The organism is Formivibrio citricus (assembly GCF_900115065.1).
Taxonomy (GTDB): Bacteria; Pseudomonadota; Gammaproteobacteria; order Burkholderiales; family Chitinibacteraceae; genus Formivibrio; species Formivibrio citricus.
In genome coordinates this window covers 67,981-84,176 of sequence record NZ_FOVE01000008.1, presented here as the reverse complement: position 1 = coordinate 84,176, position 16,196 = coordinate 67,981, and the positions used below count along the sequence as shown (strand labels likewise).

Sequence of the window (16,196 nt, the reverse complement as noted above, 5' to 3'; positions counted from 1 at the left end):
TTGTAATCAAGGTTAACTGGGCCTAAACTGATTGAGTTGATACCCGGTAATGCAAATCATGTTTATCCATCTTCCGACCGCGACGCTGATTACCCTGCTGGCCGCACTCAGCGTTCTGGTGATCGTGATGCTGATCGTCTGTCTGGTGCTGCTGCAGCGGACCCGAAAACTGCATCACCAGTGCGAGGTCGAGCGCGGAACCGATGCGCTGACCGGTCTGTGGAACCGGACGCGCTTCATGGAACTGGCCGAACGGCAGGTCAACTACGTACAGCGTACGGGACGTAGCGCCGCCGTGTTGTTGATCGACCTCGATGAATGCAAGAAGATCAACCACAGCTACGGCCACGTTGCCGGCGACATGGCGGTCCGCCTCATCTCGCAGGCCGCAAGGGATACCGTGCGCGACTACGATCTGCTGGGGCGCTATTCCGGCGAGGAGATCGTGGTGCTGCTGCCCGATACCACGCTTGAAGGTGCGCAGGCTGTCGCCAAGCGTTTCCGGGAGAAACTGGGTGCGCAGAAAGTGACCACGACGGAAAACAAGACCTTCGGCGTGACGGTCTCGGTCGGGATCGCAGCCTTGCGCTGCGAAACGGATACGCTGGAAGACATGCTGGTCGGCGCTGATGCTGCGCTGGTCACGGCCAAGGCGCAGGGGCGCGACCGGGTAGTGGCGCAGGGCGGTTGAGCATGTCGGAGGGCCGCCAGCAACAAGGGTTACGTGAATCTGGCGATGGCGCTCATTCAAGGCGACAGTGAATCAAAGGCTTGCTGCGTTTGCGGCTATGACCTTCAGGAACGCATCGCCGTATTTTTCCAGCTTGCGGTCGCCCACGCCGGTGATGCGGCCCATCTCGTAATGGTCGGCGGGCTTGAAGCGCACCATTTCCTTGAGCGTCGCATCGCCGAAGATCACATAGGCCGGCACGTTCTGCTCGTCGGCGAGCTGCTTGCGGCACACGCGCAGCGCCTGCCAGAGCGCGCGATCCTCGGCGGTTGAGAATTCGGCGTTCTTGTCGTGGTAGTGAAATTTCTCGATGCGCGCGCGGCGGTAGAGCGGCACCTCGCCGCGCAGGATCGGCTTGGCTGCCTCCGCAAGTTCCAGCCCCCCGTGGCCTTCTGGGCTCACTCGCAGCGCGCCGCGTGCGAGCAACTGGCGGAAGACCGCGCGCCAGCTCGCTTCGTCCAGCTCCTTGCCGATTCCGAAGGTGGAAACCTGCTGGTGCATGAATTCACGCACCTTGTCGGTGAGCTTGCCCTGCAGCACATCGACCAGATGGCCAACGCCGAAACGGTTGCCGGTGCGGTACACGCACGAGAGCGCCTTGCGTGCGGCTTCGGTCATGTCGGTGAGCTGCGGCGGGTTCAGGCAGTTGTCGCAGTTGCCGCAGGGCCGGGCTTCCTCGCCGAAATAACCGAGCAGCGTCTGGCGACGGCAAGCCGTGGTTTCGCATAACCCGAGCATGGCTTCGAGCTTGCGTCGCTCGACATCTTTCTGCTCCTCGGGCGCGCCGCTGGCCTCGATCATGTTGGTGAGCTGGATCACGTCATTCAGCCCGTAGGCGAGCCACGCATCCGCAGGCAAGCCGTCGCGGCCGGCGCGGCCGGTTTCCTGGTAGTAGTTCTCGATGCTCTTGGGCAGGTCGAGATGCGCGACGAAGCGCACGTCCGGCTTGTCGATGCCCATGCCGAAGGCAATGGTCGCGACCATGACCACGCCTTCTTCGCGCAGGAAGATGTTCTGGTTCCTGGCGCGCACGTCCGCATCCAGCCCGGCGTGGTAGGGCAGGGCGCGGATTTCCTTGCTGCGCAGCCATTCGGCCGTGGCCTCGACGCGCTTTCGGGACAGGCAATAGACGATGCCCGAGTCGCCCTCGTGCTCGCGGCGCAGGAAGGTCAGCAACTGGTCTTTCGAGGTCTTCTTCTCGACGATGGTGTAGCGCAGGTTGGGGCGGTCGAAGCTCGCGACGAACTGGCTGGCCGATTCCAGGCGCAGCTTGTCGATGATCTCGGCTTGCGTCGCATGATCCGCCGTGGCCGTAAGCGCGATGCGCGGAATGCCGGGGTAGGCGTCGGCGAGCACCGACAGCGCTAGGTATTCCGGACGGAAATCGTGGCCCCATTGCGAAACGCAGTGCGCCTCGTCGATGGCGAACAGCGCGATATTTGCTTGTTGCAACAAACGCTGGAAGCGCGGGGTGACGGCCCGTTCCGGCGCCACATAGAGAAGCTTCAACTGGCCACCGAGGAATGCCTGCTCGATTTCACGGGATTCCTCCAAACTCAGCGTGGAGTTGAGGAAGGCCGCTGCAACGCCCAGCTCCTTGAGCTGGTCGACTTGGTCCTGCATCAGCGCGATCAGCGGCGAAACCACCACGCCGCAGCCGGGCCGTGCCAGGGCGGGAATCTGGTAGCACAGCGATTTGCCCCCGCCGGTGGGCATCAGCACCAGCGCGTCGCCGCCGCCGATCAGATGATCGACAATTGCCGCCTGCTCCCCGCGAAAGGCGTGGTAGCCGAAGACGTGCTGAAGAAGGTGCAACGGGGAGGTCATGGGGGGGGCGAAGTGCAGCAAAGACGTGATTCTAACATTGGTCTGTGGCAATGCCCGCCGGCAATCAACTTGACTCGAATCAACGTCGACGGGAAGAATTGCGCACAATATTGCGGAAAACCCGAATAACAAAGCTTTTGCTGTGGAGGCTCCATGCAACAAACCAAGTACATCCTGGAAGAAAAAGACATTCCGACACATTGGTACAACGTGGTGGCCGACATGCCCAATCCCCCTGCCCCGCCGCTGGGGCCGGATGGCAAGCCGGTCGGGCCGGATGCGCTCACAGCCATCTTCCCGGACAACATCATTGAGCAGGAAGTTTCTCACGAACGCTGGATCAAGATTCCGGACGAAGTACGCCAAGCCTATACCATGTGGCGGCCCGCCCCCTTGTTCCGCGCCCATCGCTTGGAAACTGCGCTCGGTACCAAGTGCAAGATATTTTACAAATATGAGGGTGTTTCGCCCGCCGGTTCGCACAAGCTCAATTCCGCAATCGCACAGGCGTATTACAACAAACAGGCCGGTATCAAACGGTTGACTACCGAAACCGGCGCAGGCCAATGGGGTTCTTCGCTGGCGCTGGCCGGGCACATGTTCGGCATAGAAGTTCGCATCTTCATGGTCAAAGTGAGTTACCAGCAAAAGCCGTTCCGTCGCTCGATGATGCAGGCTTGGGGCGCGGAAGTGCTCGCCAGCCCGACCCCGGTCACCGAATATGGCCGCCGCCTGCTGGCGGCTGATCCTGACAATCCCGGCTCGCTGGGTATCGCCATCTCTGAAGCCGTGGAAGAAGCCGCCAGCCGCGCCGATACCAAATACTCGCTTGGTTCCGTGCTCAATCATGTGTTGCTGCATCAGACCGTGATCGGCCTCGAAGCCAAGAAGCAGCTGGAAATGATCGGGGAATATCCGGACATGGTGTTTGCTCCGTGCGGGGGCGGTTCCAATTTCGGCGGCATTGCTTTCCCGTTCCTCGCCGACAAAGCCGCCGGCAAGAATGTGCGCTTGGTGGCTGTTGAGCCAACCTCTTGTCCTAGCCTGACTCGTGGCCATTACGCTTATGACTATGGCGATACCGCAGGCATGACCCCGATGATGCTGCAATACACTTTGGGTCACGACTTCATGCCCCCGTCGATCCATGCCGGCGGTTTGCGTTATCACGGCGCATCCAGCCTTGTTTCACAGTTGTATAACGAAAAGCTGATCGAAGCTGTGGCTGTGCCGCAATTGGCTACCTTTGACGCGGGGGTCGCCTTTGCCCGTGCAGAGGGCATCATCCCCGCACCGGAATCCTGTCACGGGATCAGCGCGGTGATCGAAGAAGTGAAGCGCTGCAACGAGGCCGGAGAAGCCAAGACGCTATTGTTCAATCTGTCCGGCCACGGCCATTTCGATATGGCGTCCTACGACAAATTCTTTGCCGGGCAACTGGAAGATTATGTGTACCCGGAAGAAGAAATAGCCGCAGCCTTGCATCGACTCCCCAGCGTTCCTGTTTAAGATCCGGTTCTCGATCTTGCTGCGAAACTGACGAGGCCTGGTTCTTGCAGACATATTTTTGCGGGAGCCTCGCCTGACTCGCGACAGGGGCCTCCCCCTATATTGCTGCGATTTTGCCGGATACTTGCGGACATCCTGATCTGCTTGTACTCTCGGCCGATCTGTCCCAGAGAGAATCCCATGAAAATCTGTATCCCCGTTAGTGGCCCGGAAGGGCTGGACGCCAAATTGCATCCCGAATTCACTGAAACCGAGCACTTGCTGGTTTTCGATGCCGAGTCGGGCGAGCACAGGACTTTCTCGCATGGCGAGCCGGAAGGTTCCGCCGAGGAACCGATTGCGGTCGATGTCGTACTGTGCGCCGGCATGGCGCCCCAGCTGCTTCAGGCGTTTTCCGACCAAGGCATTCACGTTTTTGCTACGGAAGCAGAAACGGCAGGGCTGGCCTTGATGGCCTTGCAAAACGGCGATGCCGAGGAGTTGGTGCTGGAAGGTTGCGGGGGGGGCTGCGGCTGCGGTGGTCATTCGGATGATGAAGATCACGAATGTTGCGGCGGCGAAAACCATTCAGAAGGCGGTTGTGGCGGCGGTTGCGGTTGCCATTGAGCCGTACAATACAAACAACAACGCCACGGCGAAAACCGTGGCGTTGTTGTTTCAAGGGCTGGATTACTTGCGGTCAATTGCGCGCCAGCCGATGTCCTTGCGGTACTGCATGCCGTCGAAGCGGATGCCGGCGGTAATTTCGTAGGCGCGTTTCTGCGCGGCCTTGAAGTTCTCGCCGAATGCGGTCACGCACAGCACACGGCCACCGGAAGTTGCCGGCTTGCCTTCGGCGTTGAGCTCGGTTCCGGCGTGGAATACATGCCCGTCTTCGAGCTTGCCGAGCAAGCCTTCGATGACGTCGCCCTTGCGCGGGGTTTCCGGGTAGTTGGCGGCAGCCAGTACCACGCCCAGCGCCACGCGCCGATCCCATTCGGCTTCGACCTGGTCGAGCTTGCCGTCGATGCCGGCTTCCAGCAGCGCCACGAAGTCGGACTTCAGACGCAGCATGATCGGCTGGGTTTCCGGGTCGCCGAAGCGGCAGTTGAATTCGATAACCTTCGGCGCGCCGGCTTCGTCGATCATCAGGCCGGCATAGAGGAAGCCGGTGTAGACCGTGCCGTCCTTCTTCATGCCTTCCACTGTCGGCAGGATGATCTCGCGCATCACGCGGGCATGCACGTCCGGTGTCACGACCGGCGCCGGGCTGTAAGCGCCCATGCCGCCTGTGTTCGGTCCCTGGTCCGCATCAAGCAGACGCTTGTGGTCTTGCGAGGTGGCCATTGGCAGCACGTTGTTGCCGTCCACCATCACGATGAAGCTGGCTTCTTCGCCGGCGAGGAATTCCTCGATCACGACGCGCGCACCGGCATCGCCAAAGCGGTTGCCTTCGAGCATGTCGTCGATGGCGGTATGTGCCTCATCAAGGGTCATCGCCACGATCACGCCCTTGCCGGCAGCGAGGCCGTCGGCTTTGATCACGATCGGTGCGCCGTTGGCGTCGATGTAGTCATGCGCGAGTTTGGCGTCGGAGAAGGTCTGGTATTTCGCGGTCGGAATCGCGTGCTTGGCCAGGAAATCCTTGGCAAATCCCTTGGACCATTCAAGCTGGGCCGCGGCGCGTGTCGGGCCGAAAATGCGCAAGCCTGCGGCACGGAAGGCATCGACGATGCCTTGCGACAGCGGCGCTTCCGGGCCGACCACGGTGAAAGCGATGTTTTCGCGCCGGGCGAATTCGATCAGTTCGGGAATCGCCGTGATTTCCACGTTGGTGAGACCCGGCTCCAGCGCCGTGCCGGCATTGCCTGGCGCCACGAACACCTTGCCCACGCGCTCGGACTGCAAAATTTTCCAGGCCAGCGCGTGCTCGCGACCGCCGGAACCCACTACGAGAATATTCATTTTGACCCCGTGAGGTGAGAGGGGTGAGGAGTGAGGGGTAAAACCTCGCGCACTCACAGATTGGTAAATCAAAAAAGGGAAGGTTACGGTTAAAGGCTTTCACACCTCACACCTCACTCCTTCCCCCTCACTGGCTTAATGCCTAAAGTGACGAACGCCGGTCACTACCATCGCAATGCCATGCTCGTCGGCAGCCGCGATCACTTCCTCGTCGCGCATCGAACCGCCCGGCTGGATGATGGCCGATACGCCGTTTTCGGCGATCACGTCCACGCCGTCGCGGAACGGGAAGAAAGCATCCGAGGCGCAGACCGAGCCGCTCAGGCCAAGGCCGGCGTTCTTGGCCTTGATCGCAGCAATCTTGGTGGAATCGACGCGGCTCATCTGGCCGGCCCCGATACCCAGCGTCTGGCCCTTGCCGCAGAATACGATGGCGTTGGACTTCACGAACTTGGCCACATTCCAGGCGAACAGCAGATCCTTGAGTTGTTCTGCCGTGGGCTGCTTCTTGGTCACGACCTTGAGGTCTTCCAGCTTGAGAATGTGTGAATCCGGGGTCTGCACCAGCAGGCCACCGCCGACGCGCTTGACGTCGAAGCGGTTGCTGCCCAGTTCGACCGGCACTTCCAATACGCGCACGTTCTGCTTCTTGGCCAGAAGTTCCCGCGCAGCTGGGGTGTAAGCCGGAGCGATCAGCACTTCAAGGAATTGCTTGGAAACCAACTCGACGGTGTCTTCATCAACCTCGCGATTGAAGGCGATGATGCCGCCGAAAGCCGAGGTGGTATCGGTCGCAAAGGCCAGTTGGTAGGCGGTGTAGCTGTCCTTGCCCACGGCTACGCCGCAGGGGTTTGCGTGCTTGACGATCACGCAGGCCGGCTCATCGAACTGCTTCACGCATTCCCACGCCGCATCGGCATCGGCGATGTTGTTGTAGGAGAGTTCCTTGCCCTGGTATTGCTTGTAGGTGGCGAGGCTGCCGGCGGCCGGATCGAGATCGCGGTAGAACGCGGCGGACTGGTGCGGATTTTCGCCGTAGCGCATGTCCTGCACTTTTTCGAATTGCAGGTTCAGACGCTGCGGGTAGGCTTGGGTTTCACCATTGTCGGACAGCGCGGTCAGGTAGTTGGAAATCGCACCGTCGTAGGCGGCGGTATGGCTGAATGCCTTCTTCGCCAGCTGGCGACGGGTATTCAAAGTCAGCGCGCCGTCGTTGGCTTTCATTTCGTCGATCAGCGGCTGGTAGTCAGCCGCATCGGTCACGATGGCGACGTGCGCGTGGTTCTTGGCGGCGGAACGCACCATGGCTGGGCCGCCAATGTCGATATTTTCGATGGCGTCATCGAACTGGCAATCCGGCTTGGCAATGGTGGCCTCGAACGGATAGAGGTTCACGCAAACCAGATCGATGTTGCCGATGCCGTGCTCGGCCATCTTGGCGACATGGCTTGGCAGGTCGCGGCGACCGAGAATGCCCCCGTGGATTTTCGGATGCAGCGTCTTGACGCGGCCATCGAGCATTTCCGGGAAGCCGGTGTAGTCGGCGACTTCGATCACCGGGATTTTCTTTTCGGCCAGCAACTTGGCGGTGCCGCCGGTGGAAAGGATCTCGACACCGGCCTCAGCCAGTGCCTGGGCAAACTCAACGACGCCGGTCTTGTCGGATACGCTGATCAATGCTCGGGTGATTTTGCTCATGGGGGTTCCTGATTTGAAGGTAAAACGCCCGCTTACAGCAGGCCGTAGGTTTGCAATTTTTTGCGCAGTGTATTGCGGTTGATGCCCAGCATGTCCGCCGCTTTGGTCTGGTTATCGTCTACGCGCTTGAGCACGGCTTGCAGCAACGGTTTTTCTACGCGGGCCAGTACCATGTCATACACCCCGGACGGCGTTTCTCCGTCCAGATCATGGAAGTACTGTTCGAGCGCACCATTGATGGCCTCGGCAATCTGGTCGATCTGTTTGTGCATGATTTCTCCTGTCCCGCTTATTTTTGTTTGTTTTGAGATGGCTGATCCATGTGTCTGGTCGCTTGTCCGGCAGGTCTCAGCCTGCCATCAGTCCATCGAAATATTGCTTAACTGCGTCGCGCTGCCTTGCGCAATCTTCCAGTCCATACATTTGGCTGCGAAATTCGTTGCTGCCCGCCAGTCCGCATGTCGTCCAGGCGATGTGCTTGCGGGCGATCCGGCACCCGGAATACTCGCCGTAGAAGGCATGCAACTCATCGAGATGCTCGAGCAGCACTTCCCGAATTTCTTCCAGCCCCGGCGGTGGCAGCAATTCGCCCGTCGCCAGGAAATGGGCGATCTCGCGAAACAGCCACGGCCTGCCTTGCGCGGCGCGACCGATCATGATGGCATCCGCCCCTGTCGCCTCAAGCACCGTCCTGGCTTTTTGCGGGCTGTCGATGTCGCCATTGGCAATCAGCGGAATGCCGATCTGCGACTTTACTTCCCGGATCAGGTCAAAGCGCGCCTCGCCGTTGTACATGTCCTCGCGGGTTCGGCCATGTACCGCCAGCGCGGCAATTCCACATTCCTCGGCCAGCCTTGCCACGCGCAGGATGTTTTCTTCTCCGTTGCGAAACCCCAGCCGGGTTTTCAGCGTAACCGGCACGTCCACCGCGCGAACCACTGCGGTGAGAATTTCAGCCACCAGCGTTTCATTCTGCAACAGGGCCGAGCCGGCCAGCTTGTTGCACACCTTCTTGGCCGGGCAGCCCATGTTGATGTCGACAATCTGCGCGCCCTGTTCGACGTTGTAGCGCGCGGCTGCAGCCAGTTCGTGCGGATCGCTGCCGGCGATCTGCACCGCAATCGGCGACGGTTCGCCATCAAAATCGGCACGGCGCAGGGTTTTTTTCGACAGTCGCAAAGACTTGTCAGCCGTAATCATCTCCGATACCGCATAACCCGCACCAAAGCGCCGGCACAACTGGCGGAAAGGGCGATCCGTCACACCGGCCATGGGCGCCACAACGAGATTGTTGGGCAAAGAGTACGGGCCGATCTGCATGGGGCGTTTTGTGCTGAAATACGGGGAGGGAGCGGATTGTACGTCTTGCTTAAATTTTAGGCAAGTCTGGGGTGGCAGGCGGCGGATTCTGAAAATAAGGTCATAAAACATCATGCAAGGACATCAGATGAAAGTTACTTGCATTTAGTCCCCAACTGCTTTAGCTTCGTATCCCTACGCTAGGGGTTCCGTGCGGCCGCGCGGATGAGAGAGACCCTTCGAACCTGATACGGTTAATACCGGCGCAGGGAAGCGGCAAGTTCAGAGTTCTTGCGCCTCCCGAGCCCACTGGAGAGCAGCATGAAACAATCCGCCGAATTTCTGGCAAGCCAGGCCACCGTGGACGAAGCATCCGTCCAGCCTTTCCCGAACTCGCGCAAGATTTACGTGACCGGCAGCCGGCCGGACATTCGCGTGCCGATGCGCGAGATCAGCCAGACCGATACGCCGGATTCCTTCGGCGGTGAAAAGAATCCGCCGATCTTCGTCTATGACACCTCCGGCCCGTATACCGATCCGGACGTGCAGATCGACGTGCGCAAGGGGCTCGCGCCGATCCGCGCCGCGTGGATCGAGGAGCGTAACGATACCGAACTGCTGCCGGCGCTGACCAGCGAATACGGCCGCATGCGCGAAGCGGACAAGAGCCTCGATCCGCTGCGTTTCGAGCTTACCCGCAAGCCGCGCCGCGCCAAGGCCGGGGCCAACGTCACGCAGATGCACTATGCCCGAAAAGGCATCGTCACGCCGGAAATGGAATACGTGGCGATCCGCGAAAACCTGCAGCGCGAGCAGTACGTCGAATCGCTGAAGGCGCTCGGCGCCAAGGGCGAGAAGATGGCCGCGATGATGCTGCGCCAGCATCCGGGGCAGAACTACGGTGCCAATATTCCGGAAAAGATCACCCCGGAATTCGTGCGCGACGAGATCGCTGCCGGCCGCGCCATCATCCCGAACAACATCAACCACCCCGAATGCGAGCCGATGATCATCGGCCGCAATTTCCTGGTGAAGATCAACGGCAACATCGGCAACTCGGCGGTGACTTCCAGCATCAGCGAGGAAGTCGAAAAGATGACTTGGGGCATCCGCTGGGGCTCGGACACGATCATGGATTTGTCCACCGGCAAGAACATCCACGAAACCCGCGAGTGGATCATTCGTAATGCGCCTGTGCCCATCGGTACGGTGCCGATCTACCAGGCGCTGGAAAAGGTCAACGGCAAGGCTGAAGACCTGACCTGGGAAATCTTCAAGGACACGCTGATCGAACAGGCCGAGCAGGGCGTCGACTATTTCACCATCCACGCCGGCGTGCTGCTGAAATATGTGCCGCTAACTGCGAACCGCATGACCGGCATCGTCAGCCGCGGCGGCTCGATCATGGCCAAGTGGTGCTTGGCGCACCACAAGGAAAACTTCCTCTACACACACTTCGAGGAAATCTGCGAGATCATGAAGGCCTACGACGTGGGCTTCAGCCTCGGCGATGGTCTGCGCCCCGGCTCGGTCTGGGATGCCAACGATGAAGCGCAACTGGGCGAACTCAAGACGCTGGGCGAGCTCACGCAGATTGCCTGGAAGCATGACGTGCAGGTGATGATCGAAGGCCCGGGGCACGTGCCGATGCAGATGATCAAAGAAAACATGGATCTGGAGCTGGAATGGTGCCACGAGGCGCCGTTCTACACCCTAGGCCCGCTGACCACCGACATCGCCCCCGGCTACGACCACATCACCTCGGCCATCGGTGCCGCGCAGATCGGCTGGTATGGCACCGCGATGCTCTGTTACGTCACGCCCAAGGAGCATCTGGGCTTGCCGAACAAGGACGACGTCAAGGAAGGCATCATCACCTACAAGCTTGCCGCGCATGCCGCCGATCTGGCCAAGGGCCATCCGGGCGCGCAGATTCGCGACAACGCCATGAGCAAGGCGCGTTTCGAATTCCGCTGGGAAGACCAGTTCAACCTCGGCCTCGATCCGGACCGCGCGCGTGCTTTCCATGATGAAACGCTGCCGCAGCAAGGTGCCAAGATCGCCCACTTCTGTTCGATGTGTGGCCCGCATTTCTGCTCGATGAAGATCACGCAGGACGTGCGCGAATTCGCCGCGCAGCAGGGCATCAGCGAGGAAGACGCGCTGAAGAAGGGCATGGAAGTGAAGTCGATCGAGTTCGTGCAGAAGGGCGCCGAGGTTTATCACAAGGCCTGAGCTTCGCACTTCATAACTTCATGAAAACGGCCCGCAGATGCGGGCCGTTTTTGTGCGCCCGGCATGGGCGTTTCTGCGTGACTGACAACCAAGAACCAGTTCACGCTCTTGCTGCGAAGCCGTGATAGGGCTCATGTGCAGCCCGGAATCCTCATTTATCCGCATAAACTCCGGTTCCTGCGCTGCGCTTCACCCCGCTGACGGCTTCTCGCGACAGACCGTGAACAAATTCTACAAAGCAGTCCCAAAAATTGACGAACGCGAATCAGGTGGTTTCTTGGGCGGGAGCGCTTGCTCAAGCCCTGCCTACATGATCAACTTGCCCCCGACCATCGCCAGCATCACGGCCAGGCAGGGGCGCAGGATGCGATCCGGCGCATGGTGGGTGAGGTGGCTACCGAGCCAGATGCCGGGAAGCGAACCGGTCAGCAGGCTGACCAGCGTCCACCAGTCGACGTGGCCGAGTCCCGCATGGCCTAACCCGGCAATGGCTGTCAGCGGAACCGCATGGGCGATTTCCGTGCCGACCAGACGCGAGGTCGGCAGCAGCGGATAGAGCAGGAAGAGTGCCAGGGTGCCGAGGGCGCCAGCGCCGATGGACGAGAGCGTGACAATGATCCCCAGCGCGATGCCGGTCAGCACGGTGGCTTTTCCGAGTTTGGCCGCCGGCAGGTTGAGCCAATGCCCCGCGTGTTTCTGGATCAGAGCCATCAGCCGCTTTTTGAAGATGATCGCGCTGGCTGTCAGGAGCAGCGCAAAGCCCAGTGCATGCGTGATGATGGCGTTGAGAATGGCGACATCCGGTTTGAGGATGTGCAAGGCCAGTACGGTCAGCAGGGCTGCAGGCAGGCTTCCGGAGGCCAGCAGTCCCGTGACTTTCCAGTCGATATTGCGGTTGCGCTGATGCACCACCACGCCGCCGGCCTTGGTGATCGCGGCATAGAGCAGATCGGTGCCGACCGCGGTGGCCGGGTTGATTCCGAGCCAGAGCAGGATCGGCGTCATCAGCGAACCGCCGCCGACGCCGGTCAATCCCACGGTGAACCCGACCGCTAGGCCGGAGATGACATATACGAGTTCCATGCTTGATACCCGTTCTCAATATGCAGCTAATGTTAACGGGATTGCTTATGCATGCATAAGACTGTTATCTTTCGTCTAAATGCAAATGAGTTATTAGGAGTGGGGCGTGAAACTGCAACAGTTGCGTTATCTGGTCGAGGTCTACAAGCAGGGGCTGAACGTTACCGAGGCGGCGGAAAAGCTGCATACCTCGCAGCCGGGCATCTCCAAACAGATTCGCATGCTCGAAGACGAACTGGGCGTGCAGATTTTCGTACGCAACGGCAAACGCGTGGTCGATGTGACCGCGCCGGGCAAAGAGGTGCTGCGCATCGCCGAACGCATGCTGCTGCAGGCGCAGAACATGAAGCGCATCGGCGAGGAGTTCGTGAAGGTGGACGGCGGCAGCCTGACCATCGCCACGACCCACACCCAAGCGCGCTACGTGTTGCCCAAGCCGATCAAGGCGTTCCTTGCCAAATATCCCAACGTGCGGCTGTCCATCAAGCAGGGCAACCCGACCCAGATCAGCGAGATGGTGGTCGAAGGCGAGGCCGATCTCGCGATTGCCACCGAAGCGATTGCGCTCTATCCGGAGCTGGCGCATCTGGATTGCTACTCCTGGAACCGCAGTGTCGTGGTGCCCAAGGGGCATCCGCTGGCGCAAATCGATCATCCGATCACGTTGCAGGAAATCGCGGCCTGGCCGATCGTGACCTACGACTTTGCCTTCACCGGCCGCTCGCAGATCAACCAGGCGTTTGCCGCCAAAAAGCTCGAACCCACGGTGGTGCTGACCGCGCTCGATACCGACATCATCAAGACCTATGTGAACTTGGGGCTGGGTATCGGCATCATGGCCAGCATGGCCTTCGAGCCCGAGCGCGATACCGAACTGGTCGCGATCGATGCCTCGCATCTTTTCGAAGATTCCGTCACGCGCATCGGCTTCCGGCGCGATGCCTACCTGCGCGGCTACATGTACGATTTCATCGAGCTGTTCTCCCCGCACCTGACCCGCGAAAAGGTGCAGGCCGAATTGCTGTGCGATAACGACCTCTGATTTATCCATGCCACGTATCAAGATTCTTTCCGACCACCTGGTCAACCAGATCGCCGCCGGCGAAGTCGTCGAACGCCCGGCTTCCGCGCTCAAGGAACTGCTGGAAAACAGCGTCGACGCCGGCAGCCGGACCATCCAGATCGAACTGCAGGCGGGCGGTACCAAGCTCATCAAGGTGATCGACGACGGCTGCGGCATCGAGCACGACGATCTCTCGCTGGCGCTGCATCGCCATGCCACGAGCAAGATTCGCGATTTCGACGATCTGGGACGCGTGGCTACACTGGGCTTTCGCGGCGAAGGGCTGGCGAGTATTGCTTCCGTCTCGCGCCTGGCGCTGACGAGCCGCGCCGAAGGTGCGGCACATGCCTGGCGCATCGAATCCGACAACGGCCGCTTGCACGACCCCGTGCCTGCGGCGCTGGCGGCAGGCACCACGGTCGAAGTCCACGATCTCTATTACCAGACCCCGGCGCGGCGCAAGTTCCTCAAGTCCGAGTCCACCGAGTTCGCGCATTGCGACGACATGGTCAAGCGCATTGCGCTGGCGCACCCCGAAGTCCAGTTTGCGCTGACCCACAACGGCCGCGCACTGGCGCGCCTGTTGCGCGGCGATCTGGCGCGGCGCGCGGGCGCGATACTCGGCGAAGACTTCGTCGCGCATGCCCTGCCGGTCGACGAGGGCTTCGAAAGGTTGAGACTGACCGGCTTTGCCGGCTCGCCAACGCAAGGCAAGTCGAGCCGCGACGCACAGTATTTCTTTGTTAACGGCCGTTTCGTGCGCGACAAGCTGGTGCAGCATGCGCTGCGCGAAGCCTATCGCGACGTATTGCATCACGAACGCCATCCGGCCTATTGCCTGTTCCTGGAAATGGCCCCGGAAGGCGTCGATGTGAACGTGCACCCGACCAAGATCGAGGTGCGCTTCCGCGAATCGCAGGCGCTGTACCGCTTCCTGCTCACCGCCCTGAAAAAGGCGCTCTCCGGTGCCAAAGCCGGCGCAGCGGCAGAGGCGGGTATCGACCCGGAAACCGGCGAACTGCAACGCCCGCCGCAACCCGCGCCCGCACCGATGACGCCGCGCACCTACGCCGAACTGGCCGCGCGCCAGCAGAGCATGCCGCTGCCGATGGCGCAGGAATCGCTGGGCTATTACGAGCGCATGTTCGGCGATTTGCGCCAGCCCGAATCGGCTCCGGTTCCTTTCTTTGCGCCGGTCGATTCAGAGCAGCAGGCAGATACTCTGCCGCCGCTGGGCTTTGCGCTGGCACAACTGCACGGTATCTATATCCTCGCGCAGAGCGCCGAAGGGCTGATCGTCGTCGACATGCACGCCGGACATGAGCGCGTGGTTTACGAAAAGCTCAAGTCCCAGATCGAATCACAGAACCTGCCGCGCCAGGCGTTGCTGATCCCGCATGTGTTTGCCGCAGAAAAACTTGATGTGGCGACGGTGGAAGATCACCAGCCGGACCTGCTCGCGCTCGGCTTCGAGATCAGCGCGCAATCGCCCACCCAGCTTGCCATTCGCGCGGTGCCGCAGATGCTGCGCGATGCCGATCCGGTCGAACTGGCACAGGCCGTGCTGGCTGACCTGCGCGGCGTGGGCAGCAGTCAGGCCTTGCTCGCGCGCCGCAACGAAATCCTGGCGACGATGGCCTGCCACGGATCGGTGCGCGCCCACCGCAGCCTGACCCTGCCGGAAATGAACGCCCTGCTGCGCGACATGGAAGCCACCGAGCGCTCCGGCCAGTGCAACCACGGCCGCCCGACCTGGTTCCGCCTTTCGCTCGCGGAAATCGACAAGCTGTTCATGCGGGGCAAGTGATGACAAACCCACCAGCCATTTTCCTCATGGGCCCCACTGCCAGCGGCAAGACCGCCTGCGCAATCAAGTTGCTGGAAGCCGGGCTACCAGTCGAACTGATCTCGGTCGATTCCGCGCTGGTGTTCCGCGACATGAACATCGGCACTGCCAAGCCCGATGCCGAAACGCTGGCGCGCGCGCCGCACCACCTGATCGACATCATCTCGCCCGAAGATGCCTATTCCACCGCCCAGTTCCGCGACGATGCGCTGCGGCTCATGGCCGAGATCACCGCGCGCGGCAAAATCCCGGTGCTGGTCGGGGGCACGATGCTCTACTTCAATACCCTGCAGCACGGCATCCACGACCTGCCGCAGGCCGACCCCGCCTTGCGCGCGAAACTGGAAGCCGATGCCGCAGCACACGGCTGGCCGGCGCTGCATGAGCGGCTCGCCGTGCTTGATCCGGCGACCGCCGCAAGGCTCAAACCCAACGACGCCCAGCGCATCGGCCGGGCGCTGGAAGTCTGCCTGTTGGCCGGCAGGCCGATGAGCAAATTGCTCGCCGAACCGCGCAACAATGACGTGCCGTTCGCCATTACCAAGATTGCGCTCGTCCCCTCCGACCGCGCCGTACTGCACCAGCGCATCGCTCAGCGTTTCGATCAGATGCTCAAGGACGGGCTGCTCAACGAAGTACGCAGCCTGCGCGCCCGCTACGCACTGCACCCCGACATGACCTCGATGCGTTGCGTGGGCTACCGGCAGGCATGGGAATATCTCGATGGGCTGATCTCGGCTTCCGAACTGCGCGAAAAAGGCATCGCCGCCACGCGCCAGCTCGCCAAACGGCAACTGACCTGGTTGCGCGGGATGGATGATCTGGTGGAGATTGATTGCTTGCGGGATGATTTGGCCGAAACGGTCTTGGCGGAAGTCGGGAAGAAGCTTCTTAGAACCTGAAAGCCTTACCACAGAGGCACTGAGTCACAGAGAAGAGCGAGAATCGGCCTCTGCGCGTGT

The 16,196-nt window shown here is 60.9% G+C and carries 13 protein-coding genes and 1 riboswitch; of the genes, 7 read left to right on the top strand and 6 right to left on the bottom strand.

Features of this window, described 5'->3' with window-relative positions:
* The first annotated feature begins 58 nt into the window (after positions 1-58).
* A complete protein-coding gene (locus BMZ36_RS06920) occupies positions 59-691 on the top strand; it encodes a GGDEF domain-containing protein (protein ID WP_177187812.1) in 633 nt (210 codons plus the stop codon).
* 72 nt (positions 692-763) lie between these two features.
* Here the strand turns inward: BMZ36_RS06920 and recQ are convergent, their stop codons facing one another.
* On the bottom strand, positions 764-2,557 hold the full coding sequence (gene recQ / locus BMZ36_RS06915; protein ID WP_091193361.1) for a DNA helicase RecQ: 1,794 nt from the start codon (positions 2,555-2,557) through the stop codon (positions 764-766).
* A gap of 153 nt (positions 2,558-2,710) precedes the next feature.
* Between recQ and BMZ36_RS06910 the strand changes: the two genes are divergently transcribed.
* Together BMZ36_RS06910 and BMZ36_RS14520 are read left to right on the top strand one after the other, a co-directional pair.
* A complete protein-coding gene (locus tag BMZ36_RS06910) occupies positions 2,711-4,066 on the top strand; it encodes a TrpB-like pyridoxal phosphate-dependent enzyme (protein ID WP_091193357.1) in 1,356 nt (451 codons plus the stop codon).
* 180 nt (positions 4,067-4,246) lie between these two features.
* The gene (locus BMZ36_RS14520; RefSeq protein WP_091193500.1) at positions 4,247-4,672 is read left to right on the top strand and encodes a NifB/NifX family molybdenum-iron cluster-binding protein; all 426 of its coding nucleotides are present in this window, start codon (positions 4,247-4,249) and stop codon (positions 4,670-4,672) included.
* Between the two features lie 63 nt (positions 4,673-4,735).
* Here the strand turns inward: BMZ36_RS14520 and purD are convergent, their stop codons facing one another.
* The 4 genes from purD to dusB all read right to left on the bottom strand — a co-directional run bounded on the left by purD (position 4,736) and on the right by dusB (position 9,028).
* Positions 4,736-6,010, bottom strand: coding sequence for a phosphoribosylamine--glycine ligase (gene purD / locus BMZ36_RS06900; protein ID WP_091193353.1), 1,275 nt, complete (start codon positions 6,008-6,010; stop codon positions 4,736-4,738).
* A gap of 135 nt (positions 6,011-6,145) precedes the next feature.
* Positions 6,146-7,708, bottom strand: coding sequence for a bifunctional phosphoribosylaminoimidazolecarboxamide formyltransferase/IMP cyclohydrolase (gene purH, locus BMZ36_RS06895; protein WP_091193349.1), 1,563 nt, complete (start codon positions 7,706-7,708; stop codon positions 6,146-6,148).
* Between the two features lie 32 nt (positions 7,709-7,740).
* Positions 7,741-7,980: a helix-turn-helix domain-containing protein gene (locus BMZ36_RS06890; protein ID WP_091193346.1), complete on the bottom strand. Its 240-nt coding sequence runs from the start codon at positions 7,978-7,980 to the stop codon at positions 7,741-7,743.
* Between the two features lie 76 nt (positions 7,981-8,056).
* On the bottom strand, positions 8,057-9,028 hold the full coding sequence (gene dusB, locus BMZ36_RS06885; RefSeq protein ID WP_091193343.1) for a tRNA dihydrouridine synthase DusB: 972 nt from the start codon (positions 9,026-9,028) through the stop codon (positions 8,057-8,059).
* A 171-nt stretch (positions 9,029-9,199) separates the two neighbouring features.
* Positions 9,200-9,296: riboswitch (TPP riboswitch) on the top strand.
* Between the two features lie 32 nt (positions 9,297-9,328).
* Here dusB and thiC point away from each other — a divergent pair.
* Positions 9,329-11,242, top strand: coding sequence for a phosphomethylpyrimidine synthase ThiC (thiC, locus tag BMZ36_RS06880; RefSeq protein ID WP_091193338.1), 1,914 nt, complete (start codon positions 9,329-9,331; stop codon positions 11,240-11,242).
* Positions 11,243-11,548: 306 nt separating this feature from the next.
* On the opposite strand, the gene BMZ36_RS06875 is transcribed toward thiC, so the two are convergent.
* On the bottom strand, positions 11,549-12,325 hold the full coding sequence (locus BMZ36_RS06875; RefSeq protein WP_091193332.1) for a sulfite exporter TauE/SafE family protein: 777 nt from the start codon (positions 12,323-12,325) through the stop codon (positions 11,549-11,551).
* A gap of 106 nt (positions 12,326-12,431) precedes the next feature.
* On the opposite strand from BMZ36_RS06875, the gene cysB reads away from it, so the two are divergent.
* Genes cysB through miaA form a run of 3 tightly spaced genes read left to right on the top strand, consistent with a single transcriptional unit; the run spans position 12,432 to position 16,136 of the window.
* Positions 12,432-13,367 carry an HTH-type transcriptional regulator CysB gene (cysB, locus tag BMZ36_RS06870; protein WP_091193327.1) on the top strand — a complete coding sequence of 312 codons (936 nt, stop codon included), beginning with the start codon at positions 12,432-12,434 and terminating at the stop codon, positions 13,365-13,367.
* 7 nt (positions 13,368-13,374) lie between these two features.
* Positions 13,375-15,195 carry a DNA mismatch repair endonuclease MutL gene (gene mutL / locus BMZ36_RS06865; protein ID WP_091193320.1) on the top strand — a complete coding sequence of 607 codons (1,821 nt, stop codon included), beginning with the start codon at positions 13,375-13,377 and terminating at the stop codon, positions 15,193-15,195.
* A complete protein-coding gene (miaA, locus tag BMZ36_RS06860; RefSeq protein ID WP_091193314.1) occupies positions 15,195-16,136 on the top strand; it encodes a tRNA (adenosine(37)-N6)-dimethylallyltransferase MiaA in 942 nt (313 codons plus the stop codon). Before mutL ends, miaA begins: the two co-directional genes overlap by 1 nt.
* The last annotated feature ends 60 nt before the right edge of the window (positions 16,137-16,196 follow it).